22 protein-coding genes are annotated in these 19,524 nt (G+C 72.9%); 8 read left to right on the top strand and 14 right to left on the bottom strand.

The genetic code is table 11. The features are described from left to right. The first annotated feature begins 40 nt into the window (after positions 1-40). Positions 41-1,009 carry a helix-turn-helix domain-containing protein gene (locus OG994_RS04075; protein WP_328852227.1) on the top strand — a complete coding sequence of 323 codons (969 nt, stop codon included), beginning with the start codon at positions 41-43 and terminating at the stop codon, positions 1,007-1,009. A 305-nt stretch (positions 1,010-1,314) separates the two neighbouring features. Continuing rightward, positions 1,315-2,046: a dienelactone hydrolase family protein gene (locus OG994_RS04080; RefSeq protein WP_328852228.1), complete on the top strand. Its 732-nt coding sequence runs from the start codon at positions 1,315-1,317 to the stop codon at positions 2,044-2,046. A 144-nt stretch (positions 2,047-2,190) separates the two neighbouring features. Here OG994_RS04080 and OG994_RS04085 read toward each other — a convergent pair whose 3' ends face one another. From OG994_RS04085 to OG994_RS04110, 6 genes are all read right to left on the bottom strand, one after another. Next, entirely contained in the window at positions 2,191-4,038 is a 1,848-nt protein-coding gene (locus tag OG994_RS04085; protein ID WP_328852229.1) for a glycoside hydrolase family 15 protein, read from the bottom strand. Positions 4,039-4,111: 73 nt separating this feature from the next. Further along, positions 4,112-4,879 (bottom strand): cation transporter, encoded by a 768-nt coding sequence (locus OG994_RS04090; protein ID WP_328852230.1) that lies wholly within the window; start codon positions 4,877-4,879, stop codon positions 4,112-4,114. Continuing rightward, the gene (locus OG994_RS04095) at positions 4,879-5,208 is read right to left on the bottom strand and encodes an ArsR/SmtB family transcription factor (RefSeq protein WP_328852231.1); all 330 of its coding nucleotides are present in this window, start codon (positions 5,206-5,208) and stop codon (positions 4,879-4,881) included. The genes OG994_RS04090 and OG994_RS04095 overlap by 1 nt, the downstream gene beginning before the upstream one ends. A 101-nt stretch (positions 5,209-5,309) precedes the next feature. Beyond that, entirely contained in the window at positions 5,310-5,645 is a 336-nt protein-coding gene (locus OG994_RS04100) for a YnfA family protein (RefSeq protein ID WP_328852232.1), read from the bottom strand. Positions 5,646-5,724: 79 nt separating this feature from the next. Beyond that, positions 5,725-6,144 carry a MerR family transcriptional regulator gene (locus tag OG994_RS04105; protein ID WP_328852233.1) on the bottom strand — a complete coding sequence of 140 codons (420 nt, stop codon included), beginning with the start codon at positions 6,142-6,144 and terminating at the stop codon, positions 5,725-5,727. Continuing rightward, positions 6,141-6,491, bottom strand: coding sequence for a hypothetical protein (locus OG994_RS04110; RefSeq protein ID WP_120326574.1), 351 nt, complete (start codon positions 6,489-6,491; stop codon positions 6,141-6,143). The genes OG994_RS04105 and OG994_RS04110 overlap by 4 nt, the downstream gene beginning before the upstream one ends. 265 nt (positions 6,492-6,756) lie before the next feature. On the opposite strand from OG994_RS04110, the gene OG994_RS04115 reads away from it, so the two are divergent. Further along, a complete protein-coding gene (locus tag OG994_RS04115; protein WP_328852234.1) occupies positions 6,757-8,430 on the top strand; it encodes a Na+/H+ antiporter in 1,674 nt (557 codons plus the stop codon). A 49-nt stretch (positions 8,431-8,479) separates the two neighbouring features. Here the strand turns inward: OG994_RS04115 and OG994_RS04120 are convergent, their stop codons facing one another. After that, the gene (locus tag OG994_RS04120) at positions 8,480-9,424 is read right to left on the bottom strand and encodes an acyltransferase domain-containing protein (RefSeq protein ID WP_328852235.1); all 945 of its coding nucleotides are present in this window, start codon (positions 9,422-9,424) and stop codon (positions 8,480-8,482) included. A gap of 85 nt (positions 9,425-9,509) precedes the next feature. Beyond that, entirely contained in the window at positions 9,510-10,328 is an 819-nt protein-coding gene (map, locus tag OG994_RS04125; protein WP_120326571.1) for a type I methionyl aminopeptidase, read from the bottom strand. A gap of 75 nt (positions 10,329-10,403) precedes the next feature. Between map and OG994_RS04130 the strand changes: the two genes are divergently transcribed. Then, on the top strand, positions 10,404-10,670 hold the full coding sequence (locus OG994_RS04130; RefSeq protein WP_120326570.1) for a helix-turn-helix domain-containing protein: 267 nt from the start codon (positions 10,404-10,406) through the stop codon (positions 10,668-10,670). Positions 10,671-10,807: 137 nt separating this feature from the next. Here the strand turns inward: OG994_RS04130 and OG994_RS04135 are convergent, their stop codons facing one another. After that, positions 10,808-12,193: a DEAD/DEAH box helicase gene (locus tag OG994_RS04135; protein ID WP_120326569.1), complete on the bottom strand. Its 1,386-nt coding sequence runs from the start codon at positions 12,191-12,193 to the stop codon at positions 10,808-10,810. Positions 12,194-12,366: 173 nt separating this feature from the next. After that, positions 12,367-12,585, bottom strand: coding sequence for a hypothetical protein (locus tag OG994_RS04140; protein ID WP_120326568.1), 219 nt, complete (start codon positions 12,583-12,585; stop codon positions 12,367-12,369). 159 nt (positions 12,586-12,744) lie between these two features. Between OG994_RS04140 and OG994_RS04145 the strand changes: the two genes are divergently transcribed. Then, the gene (locus tag OG994_RS04145; protein WP_120326567.1) at positions 12,745-13,125 is read left to right on the top strand and encodes a VOC family protein; all 381 of its coding nucleotides are present in this window, start codon (positions 12,745-12,747) and stop codon (positions 13,123-13,125) included. Between the two features lie 65 nt (positions 13,126-13,190). On the opposite strand, the gene OG994_RS04150 is transcribed toward OG994_RS04145, so the two are convergent. Beyond that, positions 13,191-13,532 (bottom strand): ArsR/SmtB family transcription factor, encoded by a 342-nt coding sequence (locus OG994_RS04150; RefSeq protein ID WP_120326566.1) that lies wholly within the window; start codon positions 13,530-13,532, stop codon positions 13,191-13,193. On the opposite strand from OG994_RS04150, the gene OG994_RS04155 reads away from it, so the two are divergent. Next, positions 13,531-14,385: a DUF2510 domain-containing protein gene (locus OG994_RS04155; RefSeq protein ID WP_407942562.1), complete on the top strand. Its 855-nt coding sequence runs from the start codon at positions 13,531-13,533 to the stop codon at positions 14,383-14,385. The genes OG994_RS04150 and OG994_RS04155 overlap by 2 nt on opposite strands. Here the strand turns inward: OG994_RS04155 and OG994_RS04160 are convergent, their stop codons facing one another. Beyond that, positions 14,386-15,033, bottom strand: coding sequence for a response regulator transcription factor (locus tag OG994_RS04160; protein WP_328853660.1), 648 nt, complete (start codon positions 15,031-15,033; stop codon positions 14,386-14,388). It lies immediately after the preceding gene. A gap of 8 nt (positions 15,034-15,041) precedes the next feature. Continuing rightward, a complete protein-coding gene (locus tag OG994_RS04165; protein WP_328852237.1) occupies positions 15,042-16,298 on the bottom strand; it encodes a sensor histidine kinase in 1,257 nt (418 codons plus the stop codon). A 108-nt stretch (positions 16,299-16,406) separates the two neighbouring features. Between OG994_RS04165 and OG994_RS04170 the strand changes: the two genes are divergently transcribed. Continuing rightward, positions 16,407-17,147 (top strand): ABC transporter ATP-binding protein, encoded by a 741-nt coding sequence (locus OG994_RS04170; RefSeq protein WP_328852238.1) that lies wholly within the window; start codon positions 16,407-16,409, stop codon positions 17,145-17,147. Beyond that, positions 17,144-19,084, top strand: coding sequence for an FtsX-like permease family protein (locus tag OG994_RS04175; protein ID WP_328852239.1), 1,941 nt, complete (start codon positions 17,144-17,146; stop codon positions 19,082-19,084). Before OG994_RS04170 ends, OG994_RS04175 begins: the two co-directional genes overlap by 4 nt. A 55-nt stretch (positions 19,085-19,139) precedes the next feature. Here OG994_RS04175 and OG994_RS04180 read toward each other — a convergent pair whose 3' ends face one another. Then, a complete protein-coding gene (locus OG994_RS04180) occupies positions 19,140-19,430 on the bottom strand; it encodes a DUF4287 domain-containing protein (protein ID WP_328852240.1) in 291 nt (96 codons plus the stop codon). Positions 19,431-19,524: the final 94 nt, after the last annotated feature.

Genomic DNA, 19,524 nt, shown 5'->3' on the forward strand with positions numbered 1-19,524 from the left:
CCCTCGTGGCTGCTCACTGCCACCTGGCACAATCTCGACAATGGAGCTCGCGGTCCTGGGGTTGTCCGCTGACGAGGAGCGGGTCTACGAAGCGCTGGTCGCCCTGCCGGGGTCGACGGTCGCGGCGCTCGCCGACCACCTGTCAACCTCGGCGGGCCCCGTGCAGCGGACCCTCGCCGCCCTCTGCGCGAAGCACCTGGCGGCCCGCAGCGGCAGACCGGCCCGGTACCTGGCCGCTCCCCCGGACATCGCGATCAACCAGCTCGTGCAGCAGCGGGAACGCGAGCTGAGCGCGGCACGCGCCAAAGTCCACTCGCTGTCGGAGATCCACCGCAGCGCGCACCGGACGAGCCCCGAGCTCGTGATCGAGCAGTTGACCGACCGGGAAACGATCGCCGCAGCCGTCGCCCACCTGGAATCCGAGGCGCAGCATCAGGTCCGGGTGTTCGACACGCCGCCCTACTACGAGGCGCCCGGGGGTGAAGGCGCCGCCAGGAATACCCAGGCGCAGATCGCCCACCACCAGAACGACGGTGTGGCGCACCGCGTGATCTACAGCCTGGACGCGGTGACGTGGCCCCAGAAGCTGGAAACCGACATCCTGCCCGCCGTACGCGGCGGCGAGGAGGCCCGGACCCGGCCGACCCTGCCCATCAAGCTGATCATCCGCGACGACCAGGACGCCCTCATCCCGTTCGACCTCAGCCGCAGCGGCCTGCAGGTCGCCTATCTCGTGCGGCGCTCCCCGCTGCTCACCGCCCTCGAAGCCCTGTTCGAGGGTGAATGGGCCCAGGCCACCCCGCTCGACGGGGGCGTCCCAGGGCCGGACGAGGAAACCCGGTCCCTGTGCAGGATGATGATGGCGGGCCTGACCGACTCAGCCATCGCGCGCGTGAACGGCTGGAGCAGTCGGACCACCTACCGCCGGCTCCAGCGCCTGATGGCCGAACTCGGAGCGTCGAGCCGGTTCCAAGCCGGCAGCCTGGCGGAACGCCGCGGCTGGCTCTGAGTCGTGTACCGCTCGCCCGCAAGTCCGGGTGTTGTGGCTCCGTAGGCCCGTGGCAGAACCACTCACCGGCGCCGAGTTCATCGAGCACGTGAGAAGCACGGCGACTGGTACGACCACCCGTTCGTCCAGTACGTAAACCCGTTGGCGGCCACGGCCACCACTGCTAGCTTTCGGTAGGCCGTGCCGGAGAACGAGGAGGTGGTACCCGTGAACGCAGTATCGACGTGGGTGCTCCCCTCGGGGGTCACGGTCGGGCGATAGGTCGTCCGGGAGCGCCGTTTTCCGCGCTTCCGAAAGGCACGACCATGCGATTCACGTCCGAACAGCGCCTCGACGACGGCGTCGTCGAGCGCGGGTTCACCCTCGGCGAGGTCCCCGGCATCTTGTGGACGCCCGGATCCGCGTCAGCGCCGGCCCCGCTGATCCTGCTCGGCCACCCCGGCGGACTGCACAGGATGTACCCCCGACTGGCGGCCCGGGCCCGGCACACCGTGGCGGAGGGCTTCGCCGCCGCCACCATCGAGCTTCCCGGGAGCGGCGACCGGCCCCGTCTCGCCACCGTCGACGAGGCCCGCGCCGACCTGCAGCGGGCGCTCGCGGCCGGTGCGCCGGTCGACGGGGAGATCGTCGACCGGCTCGTCCTCCCGCTGGTCGAGAAGGCGGTCCCGGAGTGGCGGGCCGCCCTGGACGCCCTCCTCGCGCTGCCCGGGATCGGCGGCCCGGTCGGGTACGCGGGAGGGGTGATCGCCATCGGCGTGCGGCTGGCCGTGGTCGAGCCGCGCATCTCGGCCGCCGTGCTGTTCGCCGGGAGTTACGTGCCCCGCAGCATGTTCGAGGAGGCCCGGCAGGTCACCATCCCGCTGCTGGTCCTGCTCCAGTGGGACGACGAAGGGAACGACCGGCAGATGGCCCTGGACCTGTTCGACGCCTTCGGGTCCCGGGAGAAGACGCTGCACGCCAACATGGGCGGGCACACCGGCGTACCCGGGTTCGAGGGGGACGACGGGAGCCGGTTCTTCGCCCGGCACCTGAGGTGAGGCCGGGCCCGGGCGGCAGGCGGTAGGAGCCGTCGGTCCGGATCCCGTTCGTCGACGGCAGCCGGCGACCCCACCCCGGCGACCCCACCGCGGCGACCGGCGGGCGGCCCCAGCCACAGGTGGTCCACCTGGGCTGGGGTCGCCCTACTGGCGGCGCCGGGCGTTGGCCTCGACGTCGAGCAGGTCGTTCAGCGCCAGCGCCGAGTTGATCAGGGAGAGGTGGCTGAACGCCTGCGGGTAGTTGCCGATCTGCTCACCGGTCGCGGCGATCTCCTCCGCGTACAGGCCGAGGTGGTTGCTGAAGGTGAACATCTTCTCCAGGGTGAGCCGGGCGTCGTCCAGGCGACCGGAGCGGGCCAGCGCCTCGACGTACCAGAACGTGCACATGTTGAAGGTGCCTTCGTGTCCGGGGAGGCCGTCGGGGGAGTGGACCGGGTCGTACCGGTGGACCAGGCTGTCGGAGACCAGCTCGCGCTCGATCGCGTTCAAGGTGGACTGCCAGAGGGGGTCGCTCGGCGTCACGAAACCGACCGCCGGCATGGTGAGCAGCGCCGCGTCCAGCATGTTCTCGTCGTACGCCTGCACGAAGCAGCCGCGTCCCCGGTGGTATCCGCGGGCCATGACCTGGTTGTAGATCCGGTTGCGTTGCTCGGTCCAGCAGGCGACGTCACCGGGGCGGCCGGTGCGGGTGGCGAGGCGGATGGCCCGGTCCAGCGCGACCCACGACATCACCCGGCCGAAGGTGTAGTTGCGGGGGTGGTGGCGGCTCTCCCAGATGCCGGCGTCGGCCTGGTCCCAGTGGTGGCAGAGCCAGTCGACGAGGCGGACGGTGCTCTTCCACACCTGGTGCGAGACGCGGATGCCCTGCTCGTCGGCGAGATGCATGGCGTACAGCGCCTCGCCGTGGATGTCGAGCTGGAGCTGGTCGGCCGCGCCGTTGCCGATCCGCACCGGGCGGGAGCCGCGGTACCCCTCGAGGTGGTCGAGCACCTCCTCGTGCAGCTCCGAGGAGCCGTCCACCCGGTACATGATCCTCAGCGGGTCCTGGTGGTCGCCGGCCTCGCGGATCCGCTCGTCGAGCCAGTTCATGTACCGGCTGACCTCCTCGGTGAAGCCGAGACCGAGCAGCGCGTGCACCGAGAACGAGGTGTCGCGGACCCAGGTGTAGCGGTAGTCCCAGTTGCGGGTGCCGCCCACCAGCTCGGGCAGCGCGGTGGTCGGGGCCGCGATCATGGCGCCGGTCGGCGCGTACGTCATGAGCTTCAGCGTGATCGCCGAGCGCTCGACCATCTCCCGCCACCGCCCGGTGTAGCGGGAGCGTTCGACCCAGCGCCGCCAGTAGTCCCGGGTCCACTCGAACATGCCCTGGACCTCTTCCGCCGGGATGAACCGGGGTTCCGTGCCGTCCGTCTCCAGGACCACCCCGCCGGTGTCGCCCTCGTTGAGCGTGCCGTACGCGATGAGGTCGCCGTCCTCCATGCGGACCTCTCCGGTCTGGGCCCACAACTGCCGCACGGGGTCGACGGGGTTGAAGGTGAGCGTCGCCGACGGGCTGCGGAACAGGTAACCGTTGCGGTGGCGCTCCAGTGCGTGGTTCTCCCGGGCGTAGTCGAACCGGGGTCGGCACTCCACGCGGAAGCGCATGGTGCCCCGCACCATGTTGACCACGCGGACGAGGCGGTGCGAGTCGGTGGCGCGCTCGCCGGTGACCGGCATGAAGTCCATCACCTCGGCGACGCCGTCCGCGCTGATGAACCGGGTGATCAGGATCGGGGTGCCGGGCAGGTAGAGCTGCTTGGTGACGTACCGGACGTCGTGCGGGGCGATGCGGAAGTAGCCGCCGCGCTCGCGGTCCAGCAGGGCGGCGAAGATGCTCGGAGAGTCGAAGCGCGGCGCGCAGAACCAGTCGATCGTCCCGTCGCACGTCACCAGCGCGGCGGTCTGCAGGTCACCGATGAGCCCGTGATCCTCGATCGCCGGATAGCTCTCCACGTCGCCTCCCGGTCTCGACTGCCCCTGGGCAGTAACCTAAGGGAGGGAATGTCGAGTTTCGCTCGATTCGCGGTCAGCCACCCTCCCGCGCCCCGCGTCCTGCGCCTGCCGCCGGGCCCCGGCCCGTACCGGCGCAGCAGGAGCAGCCCGGTTGGCATCCGCAGCCGTCGCCACCCGCGCCGGTGTCGGCGAGGGGAGCGGCCACGGTGCAGCAGGCGTCGCCACGCCACGCCTCGCGGCCCTCCTTGACCGCCACCGCCGCGATGACCAGCGCGGCGACCGGGTCTGCCCAGGACCACCCGAACAGGCTGTTCAGGCCCAGGCCCACGAGCAGGACCGCCGACAGGTACGTGCACAGCAGGGTCTGCTTGGAGTCCGCGACCGCCGAGCGCGAGCCGAGTTCGCGGCCGGCGCGGCGCTGGGCGTACGACAGCACCGGCATGATCGCCAGCGACAGCGCGGCCAGCACCAGGCCGATGCTGGAGTGCTCGGCCTGGGCGCCGCCGACCAGCGCGCGTACCGACTCGACGGTCACGTAGGCGGCGAGGGCGAAGAACGAGACCGCGATGATCCGCAGCGCCACCTTCTCCCGCGCCTCCGGGTCGCGGCCGGCGAACTGCCACGCCACCGCGGCGGCCGAGGACACTTCGATCACCGAGTCCAGCCCGAAGCCGATCAGCGCGGTCGACGACGCGATCGATCCGGCGGTGATCGCCACGACGGCCTCGACGACGTTGTAGGTGATCGTGGCGGCGACCAGGAGCCGCACCCGGCGGGCGAGCACCCGACGGCGCGCCGGCGTCGGCCCCGCCGCTGCCAGGTCGACCAGGGGCAGGTTCATCAGCAGCAGCCCTTCTCGCCGGAATCCGGACAGGCTGCCGGGTCGACCGCCAGCACGAGGCCGAGCAGGTCCGCCAGGGCGTGGGCCAGGCGGGGGTCGGCCAGCTCGTAGCGGGTGCGGCGGCCCTGCGGCACGGCGACCACCAGGCCGCAGCCGCGCAGGCACGACAGGTGGTTCGACAGGTTCTGCCGGGTGGTGCCGAGCAGGTCGGCCAGTTCCGCCGGGTATCCCGGGGCGTCGCGCAGGGCCAGCAGCAGCCGTGCGCGGGTCGGATCCGAGAGGGCATGACCGAAGCGGGCCAGCACCTGCCCGTACGTCGCCGTCTCCACGCGCTGATAGTACAGCACACGCTGTATCAAAGGGTTCGACGGTCGCACCGCCGTCGGTGCCCCCGTGGGCTCCGTCCCGGGCCGTCGGCGGGAGCCGGTGATCAGTCGGCTCGCGGGGCGTACATGATGACGGCGACGCCCACGAGGCAGATGGCGGCGCCGATGACGTCGTAGCGGTCGGGGCGGAACCGGTCGACGACCATGCCCCAGGCGAGGGAGCCGGCGACGAAGACGCCGCCGTAGGCGGCGAGGATGCGGCCGAAGTTCGGATCGGGTTGGAAGGTGGCGACGAAGCCGTAGAACCCGAGCGCGATGACGCCGGCCGCGATCCACAGCAGCCCCCGGTGTTCCCGCCAGCCCTGCCACACCAGCCAGGCCCCGCCGATCTCGGCGAGCGCGGCGAGCACGAACAGCAGGATCGAGCGGACAACCGTCATGCGTCAGACCGTAGCGTCACCACCTCGCGGCCCTCCTGCTCACTGCGCCCCGAAGGAGCAGGTGCCCCGGGGTCGCCGGTCACGTGGTGCCTCCGGCGAACGGCAGGGGACAGCAGGTGCTGGCGGCGCAGGCGACAAGATCGTCACAGCCGGCGGAGAGGGCGGCCCGCAGGGTGTCGCGGATGACGGTGAGATCGGCCAGCTTCTGTTCCACCTCGACGAGCTTGTCCCGGGCGCGTGCCTGCAGGCCCGATCGGTCGCCGTGCCGGCGTCGCCCGGCGGCGAGCAGGTCGGCCACCTCGTCGAGGGTGAAGCCGAGGCGTTGCGCGGTCTTGATGACCCGCAGCAGCGTGACCGTGTCGGCCGGGTAGAGCCGGTGCCCGCCCGGCGACCGCTGCGGGGACGGGAGCAGCCCCCGGCGCTCGTAGTAGCGCACCGTCTGGAGGTTGACCCCGGCCGCGTCGGCGAGCTGGCCGCTGCGCAGCCCCGATCCGCTCACCGGGAGCCTGCCGCGCAGGCGGCGCGACCGGCGAGGCCGTCGAGCACGTCGACGTGGGCCGCCGGTACCCGGACGTCCAGCACCAGCGCGTCCGGGCCGGAGCGGGAGATCTCGAAGGCGAAGAACGAGCAGCACGACGACTCCCGGGCGATGAGGTCCCGCGTCGTCTCCTCGACCTGCGCGTCCGCGGCGAGCCGCAGCCGCAGGTGCTGCGGCGTCGGGCGGTCGACACCCCGGACCGCGTCCCGGAAGAGCTGGTCGAACTCGGCGAGCCGCAGTGGCCGTTCGGCCGTCGGAAGGGTGCACGCATCCGGCACCCAGGAGTCGTCGAGATGGCGGTCGCTCATGCTCCGACGGTAAGCCCGTACCCCGGTACCGGATGCAAGCCCCGGTCGAGGTGCGGAAACGACGTGCCCGCCGATCTCGTCACGATTGCCGGGACCATTCGGTCCGGGGTCGACGGCCGTCCTCTAGCGTGGGTTCGGGCTCGCAGGTCGAGGGCGGTGGTGATGGCGCCCTCTGCCGAGGCGGCCGGAGGTGTCCGCCCTGAGCCTCACCAGTGACGGACGGTCGCCGGTCGCGGGGCTGGTGGGCGTGAGGGGGAGTGCGTACGTGAGTCCCGAGGCCCTGTTGTGGTTCGTCCTGGCGGCCGTCGCGGTCGTCGTCGTCGCGCGGTGGCTGGCCTCGCGCACCGGCCTGCCCTCGGCGGCGCTCCTGACACTGATCGGCATCCTCTACGCGCTCCTGCCGGGACCGAACATCACGCTGGACCCGCACATCGTGCTGACCGTCGTCCTGCCACCGCTGCTCTACAGCGCGGCGCTCGACTCGTCACTGCTCGCGATCCGCAAGAACATGCGAATCGTCGTCAGTCTCTCCGTGGTCCTGGTGCTCGTCACCGCGTTGGCCATCGGGTGGGGATTCCACCTGTTCGTCGCCGGGGCGACCCTGGCCGCGGGTGTGGCGGTCGGCGCGGCCGTCGCGCCTCCCGACCCGGTGGCGGCGCTCGCGGTGGGCCGGCGGGTGAACCTCCCACCGAAGCTGGTCACCATCATCCAGGGCGAGGGGCTGCTCAACGACGCCACCGCGTTGACGATCCTCAGCGTGGCGGTGACCGCGGCCGTCAGCGGCACGTTCTCCTTCGCCGCGGCCGCCGGGCAGTTCGTCCTCGCGGCGGCCGGCGGCCTCGTGGTGGGGGCCGCGGTCGCGTGGGCCGTGCGTCTGGCCCGGCCGTTGACCAGGGATCCGCTGCTGTCCAACGCGATCTCGCTGGCCACCCCGTTCGTGGCCTTCCTGCTCGGCGAGGAGCTGCACGTCTCCGGGGTCCTCGCGGTGGTGGTCGCCGGGCTGATCGTCGGGCACCACACGCCCCGCCTCGCCTCCGGAGCGAGCCGGCTCCAGACCAGCGCCGTGTGGCGGCTGGTCGACTTCCTTCTCGAAGGGTTCGTCTTCCTCCTGATCGGCCAGCAGTTCCCCAACGTCGTGCGCGGGCTGCGGCAGTACGACACCTCCACGATCGTCGTCGCGGTGGCGGTCTCGGTCGGCGTGGTGCTGCTCCTGCGCCCGTTGTGGCTGATCCTGAACCAGTCGCTGCCCCGCTGGATGCACACCCGCCTCGGCGGCGCCTCCGACTACGACGACGACACCCCCGGCTCCGCCCGCCGGGCCGCGCGGGAGGCCCGCAACGCCCGCCGGCTGACCGGTCGCGAGGTCGTGGCCCTCAGCTGGTCTGGCACCCGCGGCGTCATCAGCCTCGCCGCGATCTTCACCCTGCCGCTGGTGACCGACAGCGGAGAACCCTTCCCGGACCGGGATCTGCTGTTGTTCTGCGCGTTCGTCGTCGTGCTCGTGACGCTGGTCGGTCAGGGGCTCACCTTCGCGCCGTTGGTGCGGGCGTTGGGTCTGCGGGCCGACGAGGCGGACCAGGCGCGTGTCCGCAACGAAGCGCGGTCGGCATCCGTCGAGGCCGCCCTGGCCCGGCTCGCGGAGGTCGCCGCCGAGGAACCGGAGCACATCGACGCCGTCGAGGCGATGCGTACGCAACTGCACAGCCGGCTGACCCGCTACCGTGGCCGCCTCGACCAACTCCAGGCGACCGACTCGTCGCGGCTGCCGGACTCACCGCGGTACGAGGCGGCGTTGCGCATCCGCCGGGCCGTGATCGACGCCCAGCGCGAGGAGTTGCTGCGGTGGCGGGACGCCGGTCGACTGCCGGACGAGGGGCTGCGCGTCCTGGAGCGCGAGCTGGACCACGAGGAGCTGCGCCTGCCGGCCCGGAAGCCGTAGGAGCGCCCGCGGGCCGCGACACGTGTGCCTGCCCGCGGGCCGGACCTGGCTAGATCGGGAATCGGCCGCGGCGCCAGCGCCAGTGACGGCCGGACTTCAGGTGGTCGACGACCGCGCGTTGGAGCACGGTGCGGCGCGGCAACTGGTCGAGCGGCGTGCTCAGGGTGCGGAACACGAACCGCAGCACCTCGACGTCGGCGTCCAGCCCTTCCGGCTCCTCGTAGGGCTCCAGCTCGAACATGCGCTGGAACCGGACGATGTTGGAGTCCTCCGGCAGGTACTCCTGAAGCTGCGGGTCGAGCAGCCACGAGCCGCAGGCGAACGCCGTGTAGTGCTCGTCGGGGAAGTGGCGCGGGAAGAACGCGCGGGCCTCGTCGAGCGACGCCGCGATCGCCTCCGGGGTCAGCGGCCCCGACTCCGGGACGTGCAGGTCGATGGTGGTGTCGCCGCGCTGGTGCTGCAGCCGGCCCAGTTCGTAGACGCCGCCGCGCGCGTGCAGGGTCAGCCAGCTCTGCATGACCGGCCAGCCCTCGCGGTGCATCCGCCGGTCGATGGCGAGGTTGCGGCCAAGGTCCGCGAGGGTCGCCCACGACACGGCATCGGGGATGCCGTGGTCACGGTGGTACTCCCTGACGACGTCGACCATGGCCAGGTACGCGTACACGTAGAGGTGCCGCCAGGCGGGGCCCCGGTCGCGCGGAAGCGCCGGACCCGGCGGCAGCCAGGCGTAACCCCCGAGGTCGGCGCGGACCAGGGCGGTCGAGCGGTCGAGCAGCCAGCGCAGCTCCGGAGTCCACAGCGGAGAGTCGGCGTCGGGCCAGCCCGCCATGATCTCGGCGGCGTCGTCCGGCCGTACCGCGAGCCGGTCGAGGAGAGCGGGCGCGTCGGCCTTGGCGGGCAGCGGTGCCGAGGGCCGGTCGCCGGCGAGCCGGTGTACGCGGTCGACCTCCTCGACGGGTACGCCGAGCCGGGCGGCGATGTCGTCCAGATCCACGCGGACGACCCTACCCACCGCGGGATCGCCGCGACAGGCGTCGGAGCGTCCCCGCAATGCCCTCGCCTCGGGAGCGGGCGGTGGATCAGGAGGCTGCGGCGGGCCGCCCCGTGGGGCGGGTCGAGGTGGCGCCGGGGGTGGGACGGCGGGTCAGCACCTGGGGGCCGGAAGCCGTGATGGCGACGGTGTGTTCCGAGTGGGCGGTGCGGGAGCCGTCGGCGGACCGGATCGTCCAGCCGTCGGCGTCGAACGTGATCCTGTCGGTGGTGCGGCAGAACCAGGGCTCGATGGCGATGGTGAGGCCGGGTTCGAGCTTCATGCCGCGGCGGGCGCGGCCCTTGTTGGAGACGTGCGGGGCCTCGTGCATGGTCCGGCCGATGCCGTGGCCGCCGAACTCGGCGTTGACGCCGTAGCCGTAGGAGTGGGCGACCTCGCTGATCGCGGCGGAGATGTCGCCGAGGCGGCCGCCGGGCTGGGCGGCGGTGATGGCGGCCTCCAGTGCGACCTCGGTGGCCTCGATCAGCCTCAGGTCGGCCGGGTCGGGGGTGCCGACGACGACGGAGACCGCGGAGTCGGCCACCCAGCCGTCGATGCCGACCGCCATGTCGATGCTGAGCAGGTCACCGTCGCGCAGAACGTAGTCGTGCGGCAGGCCGTGCAGCACCGCGTCGTTCACCGACAGGCACAGCACGTTGCGGAACGGGCCGCGCCCGAACGACGGGGCGTAGTCCCAGTAGCAGGATTCGGCGCCGCGTTCGGCGATCCGGCGGCGGGCGTGGTGTTCGAGGTCCATCAGGTTGACGCCGACCGCGGCGACGTCGCTCAGCTCGGCGAGCAGTTCGCCGACGAACTGGCCGGTCACCGCCATCCGGCCGATCTCCTCGGCGGACTTCAGCTCGATCACGACAGCCTCCCTCTCCGGAACCGGTATTTTTATACCACGCCTCGGTCGGGAGGCTCCGAGGGATATCCTGCTGGCATGGTTCGCCAACCACTGACCGCCGAACAGATCGCAGCGGGCCAGCGCCTCGGAGCCGCCCTCCGGGCCGCGCGCGCCGGGCGCAGCCTCGTCGAGGTGGCGCTGGCGGCCGGCATCTCCCCGGAGACGCTGCGCAAGATCGAGGCGGGTCGCCTTCCCGCGCCGGCGTTCGGCACCGTGGTCTGCCTCAGCCAGGCCCTCGACGTCCCCCTCAGCGACCTGGCGAACGTCTGGCTGGCCGACATGCCCGTCCGGCAGGCGTCCTGAGGATCAGCCACCCGGTTCCGATGGGGGCCGTCGCGGCCGCTGGCCGGGCTCGCGCTGGTCGCGGCCCTCGTGGTGGCGTACCTCATGAGCCGCTGAGGCGGCGGGCCCGACCGCGGTGATCGACGGGCGGGCCGGGGTCAGCGCCCACCGCGACGCGCGGCCGGCCGGGCCCGGGCGGAGAAGGCCGCCGCACCGGATCGCGTCGGCGCGGATCGTGTCGAGGTGGTCGGCGCCGGTTTGCCGCCGCGCCGGCTCCGGCCGTCGTGGGCGGTTTGCGCCTCGTGCCGCGGCCGGGCGGCCGGCGGTACGGGCTGGGGGACCAGCGTCCGTTCACCCGGGGCGAGTTCGCGCAGCAGCGCGTCACCCGGGCGCAGCCGCGTCGTGGTCGCCGTGATGCCGGCCTTGCGGGTGAGTTCCCGCACCTCGGGCACCTGCCGGTCGGTCATGAGCGTGACGACGGTCCCGGCCGCGCCGGCCCGGGCGGTACGGCCGGAGCGGTGCAGGTAGGCCTTGTGCTCCTCGGGCGGGTCGGCGTGCACGACGAGGGTCACGTCGTCGATGTGGATGCCCCGGGCGGCGATGTCGGTGGCGACCAGCGTGTGCGCCGTGCCATCGGAGAACGCCTGCAGGTTCCGGGTGCGTGCGCCCTGGGCCAGGTTGCCGTGCAGCTCGACGGCGGTCACGCCGGCCGTGACCAGCCGGCGGGTAAGGGTCTTCGCACCCCGCTTGGTGCGCGTGAACACCACGGTGCGGCCCGGCGCGGCGGTCAGCTCGACCAGCACGGCGAACCGGTCGTCGGCGTGGACGTGCAGGACGTGGTGTGTCATCGCGGCCACCGGCGACAGCGTCGAGTCGACGCTGTGCACGACCGGGTCGGTGAGGAACCGCCGCACGAGGACGTCGACACCGGCGTCCAGGGTGGCGGAGAACAGCAGACGCTGCCCACCGCGTGGGGTCCGTTCCAGCAGCCGCCGCACGGTGGGCAGGAAGCCGAGGTCGGCCATGTGGTCGGCCTCGTCGAGCACGGTGATCTCGACGGCGTCCAGGTGCGCGTGGCCGGCGTCGACGTGGTCGGCGAGCCGGCCCGGGCAGGCCACCAGGACGTCGACCCCGGCGCGCAGCCCGGCGATCTGGGGTCGGGCGGCGACGCCGCCGAAGACGGTCATGGTGCGGAGCGACAGCGCCTGCGCCAGCGGCGCCATCACGCTGTCGATCTGCGTGGCCAGCTCACGGGTGGGCGCGAGGATCAGCGCCCGGGGGCGTCCGGCCCGCCGTGGCGTGGCCGTGGCGGCCAGGCGGGTCAGCACCGCCAGCGCGAAGGCGTACGTCTTGCCCGAACCGGTGCGGCCTCGGCCGAGCACGTCCCGCCCGGCGAGGGCGTCGGGCAGTGTCGCGGCCTGGATCGGGAACGGCCGCTCCACCCCGGTCGCGGCCAGCACGCGGGTGAGCGCGTCGGGCACGCCGAGGTCGGCGAAGGTGAGGGAGTGGGACGAGGTGGTCTGGCGTGGGCGGCTTACCGCCATGAAGGCTCCGAACGTCGATGGGATGTCCCGCCCGGCGCTGACCGTTTCGGCCGCGGCGCGTGGCGTGGGGCATCGGAACCGGCCGGCATGCTGCGCGGGCCGTGCTGCCAGTCTACCCGCACCCGCTGCCCGGTGCCTGCCAGGTCACCTGCGCGGAGACGAGCGTCGGCCGATCAGGGCGCCACGACCTGCCACCGGCTCTGTCCGTCCATCCATGCCTGGGCCAGGATCTCCGCCGACTGCCGGCCCGGGCACTGGTAGATCTTCGACCGGCCGGCCTCGCCGCCGGCCCGGGCCTCGACCTCCCACGACTCGCCGTCGGTGCGGATGTACACGTCGCGACGCCCTCGTGGGGTGCGGTTGCCGTTCCACCAGTGACTCTCGGTCTTCACCTCCCGACCGTATAGCACCGGGACCGGGGGAGGGAATGTTAACGATCTTGACAACCGTCGGCGGGAGGCCGGAGGGCGGCCACCGACGGGGGCAAAGTGGGGCAAAGCGAAAGATTGTCGGCCTGCTGCCGCCTACGCTGTGGCAGGAGGTGAACCGTCATGTTGAGAGATGCCCCGGTGCAGGCCGCCCTTCCCGCGAGCGACATGGAACGGGCCAAGCGCTTCTACCGAGACACCCTGGGCCTGACCGTCTCCGGGGAGGCCGAGGACGCCGTCCACTTCGAGTCCGGTGGAACGCGGTTCTTCATCTACCCCACCTCCAACGCCGGGCAGGCGCCCCACACGTTGGCGGCCTGGCTGGTCGCCGACCTCGACGCCGAGATGGCGGACCTTCGGGGGCGCGGTGTGACGTTCGAGGAGTACGACCTCCCCGGTCTCCGGACGGTCGACGGCGTCGCGGAGTTCCCGACGATGCGCGGCGCCTGGTTCAAGGACAGCGAAGGCAACATCCTCGGCGTGACCCAGCCCCGCGAAGGCTGATCCCCGGCGTCGCCCCACCTGCGGCGACGGGACCAGCGTGTGGCGACGGGACCAGCGCCGCCGCCTCAGCGGGCCTTCTTGGTCGCCCGCTTGCGGGGCGGCGTCAACAGGTCCGCGATCGCCGCGATCGCGGACGGCACCAGACGGTAGTACGCCCACACGCCGCGCTTCTCGCGTTCGAGCAGACCGGCCTCGGTGAGGATCCGAAGGTGGTGGCTCACGGTCGGCTGGGAGAGGCCCAGCGGCGCCGTGAGGTCACTCACGGTCGCCTCGCCCTCCGGAGCGGACTGGATCAGGCTGAGCAGTCGCAGCCGGGCCGGGTCGGCGAACGCCTTCAGCACTCCCGCGAGCCGCTGGGCGTCCGCACTCTTGATCGGCTCGCCGGCGAGCGGCGAGATGGCAGGCATGGCAGTCTTGGCAGGTCCCACGCCCTCATCGTCGCACCCTGTCCCACCGGCCGGCCCCGCGATCCACGATCTGGGCGGTAAAGCCCCCTTCCGCACCAGGAGGCTCTCGTGGCACGGTTTCCCGGTGCGCGGTGGCGGGGTTGGTACGACGGGTGGGCCGGGGCCCGGCTGGTATCCGGATCCCTCGGGGCGGCAGCCGTTGCGCTGGTTCGACGGCGGCCGGTGGACGGCGCACGTGATCGACGTCCGGCAGCAGCCGCAGGTCGACCCGCTGCCCGATCACCCCGTCACGCCGCCCGTTCCGCCGGGCCCGCCGCCGCAGGTGTCCATCGCGCCGGCTCCCGCGCCGGGGCAGCCGCCGGCGAGGGTTCCGGTCGGGTCGCTGGTCGTACGGTGTCTGGCGCTCGGCGGCGTGGCGGTGCTCCTGGTGCTCGGCTTCCTCGTGCTGCCGTACGCGGGGGTCGACGGCTTCCCCCGGGACTTCACCTACGCGCCGGTGCGCTATCCCGATCTGGGCGTCTGGCTCGCCGCGTACGACACGAAGATGGGCGGCTGGGGACGGGCGTACTCGAAGGGCCTCGGCGCGCTGATCGCGCTCGTGGTGTGGGCCGCCGTCGTCGGCACGGCGCTGCTGGTGGCGCTGGTGCCCCGCTACCGGTCCCGTGAGCCGTGGTGGACGGTGCCGGTCTTCGTGCTGGCGGTCGCGGCGCTGTTCGGGGCGATGGTCGCCTCGCCCGGCAACGGCACCGTCGCGCTGCGGTCGGCCGCCGGTTACTTCACCGTGCTGGCGGCGCACGCGCTGCTGGTGGTGGCCTGCCCGCTCACGCACAAGCGGCGGCGGCGACCTCGCTGATCACGACGCGCCCCGCAGGTAGGTGAGCACGGCCGAGACGCGGCGGTCGGAGTCGGGGTCGAGATCGAGCTTGGCGAAGATGTTGCCGACGTGTTTGCGTACGGCCGCCTCGCTGACCACGAGGTGCTCGGCGATGGTGGGGTTGGTGTACCCCTCGGCCATCAACGCGAGGACCTCGCGCTCGCGTGGGGTGAGCGTGGCCAACGGGCCGTCGTTGCGGCGTCGGGTGACGAGGTGGCGTACGACGTCGGGATCGACGACCGTGCCACCCGCGGTCACGCGGTCGAGGCTGTCGAGGAACTCCCGGACGTGACTGACCCGGTCCTTGAGGAGGTAGCCGATGCCGCCGCCCGTGGTGGAGGCGAGCAGGTCGGTGACGTACGCCTCGGCGACGTACGCGGACAGCAGGACGATGGCGATGTCGGGGTACCGGGCGCGGATGGCGACGGCGGCGCGCAGCCCCTCGTCGGTGTGGGTCGGCGGCATGCGGATGTCGGTGACGACGACGTCGGGCCGCTGGTTCGCGGTGTAGACGAGCAGTGCGTCGGCGTCCGCGACCGCGGCCACGACCTGGTGGCCGGCCCGCTCCAGGATCCCGACGAGCCCCTCCCGCAGCAGGGCCGCGTCCTCGGCGATCACGATTCTCAACGGCTTGGTCACGTCGGGCCGATCGGGCATGTCATTCTCACGTGGGTCGGGCCCCCGGGCGGGCTGGTGATGTCGAGGGTGCCGTCGATGGCGTCGATGCGCGCCGCGAGTCCGGCGAGCCCGGACCCTCGGGCGGGGTCGGCGCCACCGCGGCCGTCGTCGACGACGGTCACGGTCAGGGTGCCGTCGGCCACCCAGGCGTGCACCTGGGCGTCACGGGCGCCCGAGTGGCGGGCGACGTTGGTCAGGGCCTCGCTGACGAGGAAGTACGCGGCGGTCTCCACCCGTGCGGGGAGTCTTCCGGCCAGGTGGAGGTCGGTGTCGACCGGGACCGGGGAGCGGTCGGCCAGTTCGTGGATCGCGGCGGCCAGGCCGTGGTCGGTGAGCACCTGGGGATGGATGCCGCGCACCGTGGCCCGCAGGTCCTCCAGCGCCTCCTCGGCGAGGGCGTGGGCCCTGGTGACCAGGTCGAGCGCGGGTCCGTCGTCCAGTTCGAGCTCGGCCTGCCCGAGTGTCATGGTGAGGGCGACGAGGCGTTGCTGCGCGCCGTCGTGCAGGTCGCGCTCGATGCGGCGGCGCTCCGCCTCGAAGGCGTCGACGAGCCCGACGCGGGAGCGGCGCAGCTCGGTGACCGCGGCGACCAGCCGTGCCTCCGGCGGATCGAGCAGGAGCCGGGTGAGCGCGGCCTGGGCGCTGGCGAGAGCGGTCAGCAGATAGGCGACGACGGCGAGGACCAGGACGCCGACCGCCACGGCGGGCCAGGCCTCGGCGGCCGTGTCGATCCGCCACCCGAAGATGTCCACCGCGTCGTACCGGACCAGGGCCGGCGCGAGGATCAGCACGACCGGGGTGGTGACGGCCAGGGTCAGGACGACGGCGTCGACGACCCAACCGACCGTCGCGAGGAGGGTGGCGTAGCCGATCTCCGACCACGAGACCGGGACGGTGCGCCAGGTGCGCAGCCGCTCCCGCAGCGTCGGGTGCTCGCCGCCGGACGGCTGCGGAAGCACCAGCCGGAGCCGGGCGCGCTCGATCTCCGCGATGACGGTCGCCACCAGGGGGACGCCGGCCAGCAACAGGAGCCCGACGACGATCACGGCGGTCAGGAGCCCGAGGCCGACGACCGTCGCGAGCACCAGCAGTACGCCGATCCCGATCGGCACCGTCGAGGCGAGGTAGGCGAGGGACCGCCACGGCCAGGCCGAGACCAGGAAACGCCACGGCCTGCCGCGTACGGCGGACCAGGCGTCGGCGTGGGGGCTCACTTCACCCAGCGTAGGGCGTGCCCGGCTCCTCGACGGTAGCGCCAGCGCTACCCCCGATCTCGCGTACGGGCCAGTGCGCCGGACCAGCCGACTCGCTGGACTGGACGCATGACGCAGACACCGACGGCGCCCGCTGTCGCGCTCGAGAGCGTGACCCGCACGTACCGTTCCCGCGCGGGCAGCGTCCACGCCCTGCGCGGCCTCACCCACGCCTTCGCCCGTGGCAGCTTCACCGCGATCATGGGCCCCTCCGGATCCGGCAAGTCGACCCTCCTCCAGATCGCGGCCGGGCTCGACCGGCCGAGCCACGGGCGGGTGACGATCGGCGGCACGGCGCTGGACAGCCTCAACGAGACCGCGTTGACGAGGTTCCGGCGCACCTCGATGGCGTTCGTCTTCCAGTCCTACAACCTGCTCGATGCCCTGACGGCCTTCGACAACGTCGCCCTGCCGGCCCGGCTCGCGGGACTGCGGGTCGACCGGGCGGCGGTGACCGACGCGCTGGACCGGGTCGGGTTGCGGGACCTCGCGAGGCGCCGGCCACCGGAGCTCTCCGGCGGCCAGCAGCAACGGGTGGCGATCGCGCGCGCCCTCCACGGCAGGCCCGACGTGATCTTCGCCGACGAGCCGACCGGCGCCCTCGACCGCAACACCGGCCGCGAGGTCCTCGCGCTGCTCCGCGCCCTGGCCGACGGCGGACAGACCATCGTGATGGTGACCCACGACCCGCTCGCCGCCTCGTACGCCGACGAGACCCTGTTCCTCGCCGACGGGCAGATCGTCGGCAGACTGCACCGCGCCGACGCCGCCGCCGTCGCGTCGCGCATGAACGATCTGGAGCGTCGATGAGGCCGGCGACGAGCGGGCTCTCCCGCCAGACCGTCCGTACGTCCTGGCCCGCCTACCTCGGCGCCTTCGTCGCCCTCTCGAGCGGCGTCGTCCTGATGGCCACCACCGTCAACCTGGTCGGCTCGGTGGAGGCCACCCTCTCCGACCTCGGTGGCGCGGCGACCCGGGAGCAGCGCCAGCAACTCGACGACCTGACCTCGATGTTCGGCATCATGTCGGCGATCTCGCTGTTCATGGCGATCTTCGTCGTCGGCAGCACGTTCGGGTTCGTCGTCGCGACCCGCCGCCGCGAACTGGGACTCCTGCGGCTCGTCGGCGCCACCGGGCGTCAGGTGCGCCGCCTCGTCCTCGGCGAGTCGGTCGTCGTCGCCGCGGCCGCGGTCGTCGCCGGGTGCCTCACGGCGACACCGCTGGCGGCGCCCGTACTCGGCCTGATCCGCCGCCTGGGCCTCACCGACCTCCACCTGGTGGCCCCTCCCGCGTGGCTGGCCTGGGCGGTCGCCGCACCCGCCGGCATGGCCGTGGCGCTGCTCGGAACCTGGCGGTCCTCTCGCCGGGCCGCCCGCGTCCCACCGTCCGCGGCACTGCGTGAGGCAGCCGTCGAGCGCCGCCGCCCCAGCGTCGCGCAACTGGTCGTCGGCACCCTCTGCCTCGCCGCCGTGCTCACCGCGACCGTGCTGGCCCGGCACGCGGAGCCGCTCTTCGCGCTGGTGGCCTCCGTCCTGCTGCCCGAGGTCGTGGTCATCGCACTCATGTGCTTCGGCACCCTGCTCGTCCCACGACTCGCCGCGCTGCTGGCAATCCCGTTCGTCAGCCGCGATGTCGCCGCCCGGCTGGCCCGCGACGAACTGCGCACGGCCGTACGCACCACCACGTCGGTGGCCGCGCCCGTCCTCGCGATCTCGGCCGTGGCCGGCTCGATGCTGCTCGCGCTGAGCTTCACCGCCGACTGGACGTCGGCCCAGGACCGCGCCCAACTCCGCGCGCCCCTGGTGGTCCGCCCCGGCGCCGGACACGCCACCGAGGTCGCCGCCACGGTGGCCGGGCACCCCGCCGTGAAGCTCGTCGACGCCCGCCGCCGGCTCACCGTTCCGTTCGGCGACGAGGGACGCCTGGAGGTCGACGCCGTCGACGTGACGACCGCGAGCGTGGCGCGGGGCCTGCACGCCACGAAGGGCAGCCTGCGCGACCTTCGCGGAGCCACCGTCGCGGTCTCCGAGACGCAGGTGGTCGACAGCGGCACCGGACTCGGCGGCCACCTCAGGGCCAGGATCGACGGCCGCACGGTCGACCTGACGGTCGTCGCCGTCGTGCCCGCCGCGCCCGACCTGTACGGCGACATCCTCCTGCCCGCCGACCTCGTCGCCGGGGAACTCGACGACGCGCCGGCCGACGAGCTGTTCGTCGTCCCCGAACCCGGCACCGGGACCGACGCGGCGAGGACGGCTCTCGGCGAAGTCCTCGCCGGCACCGGCAGCCGCGTCCTGACCGGGGAGGAGTGGATCGCGGAGGTGACCGACCAGGTCCGGCGCAGCAACAACGTGGGGCTCACCATCCTGCTGGGCCCTGCCGGGTTCTACGCCGCCATCGCCGTCGTGAACGCCACCCTCATCGGCGCGAGCCAACGACGCCGACAGCACCGGGCGCTCGGCCTGCTCGGCGCGACGCGCGACCAGTTGCGCCGTACGGCGCTGTGGCAGGCCACCCTCGTCACCGGTGCCGGCCTGGTCCTCGCGGGGCTCACCACCGGGTACCTCGGCTGGCTCGTGCGGCGCGCGGTCACCGCGGACCTCGCCGGCACCGGTGTGGACGTTCCGATGACGATTCCCTGGGTTCCGCTGATCGCGATCGTCGCGGCCTGCGTCGGCCTCGCCGCGGCGGCGGCCACGGCGGGCGCCGTCGGGCTGCGGAAGGGGCTGTATCGAGGCCGGCCGTAGGGGCGGTGGGCCACCTGCCGGCCGGCCCCGGACCCCGGGTCGGGTCCCGGCTCGGTCAGGCCGGCCGGGTGGCCTTGCCGTCGAGCCACAGGGTGTCCGTGGCGTCGCGGTGCGAGCCGTCCGAGCCGACGTGCTTGGTGCTGATCTTCGGGCCCTTCTTGATGACGTGCACCAGGGCCATGGCGTGCCCGCGGCCGAGGCCGTACTCGTTCTTCAGCCAGTCCACGATCACACCAGCCTTCACGTCGGCCTTGTCGTAGCCGCGCTGCTTGGCCTCGTCGACGAGGACCCGCGGCGTCTTGCCGGTCTTCTCCTCGATGGCGTCGAGGTACGCCTGGAAGGACATGTCGCCAGTCTCCGATCCGGTGGTGCGAGTGGACAAAGGTCGATGTGGCACCGCGGCGTGCCCGGTCGACGAGCGTACCGTCTGATCGGCCCGC

Source organism: Micromonospora globbae (assembly GCF_036184225.1).
Taxonomy (GTDB): Bacteria; Actinomycetota; Actinomycetes; order Mycobacteriales; family Micromonosporaceae; genus Micromonospora; species Micromonospora globbae.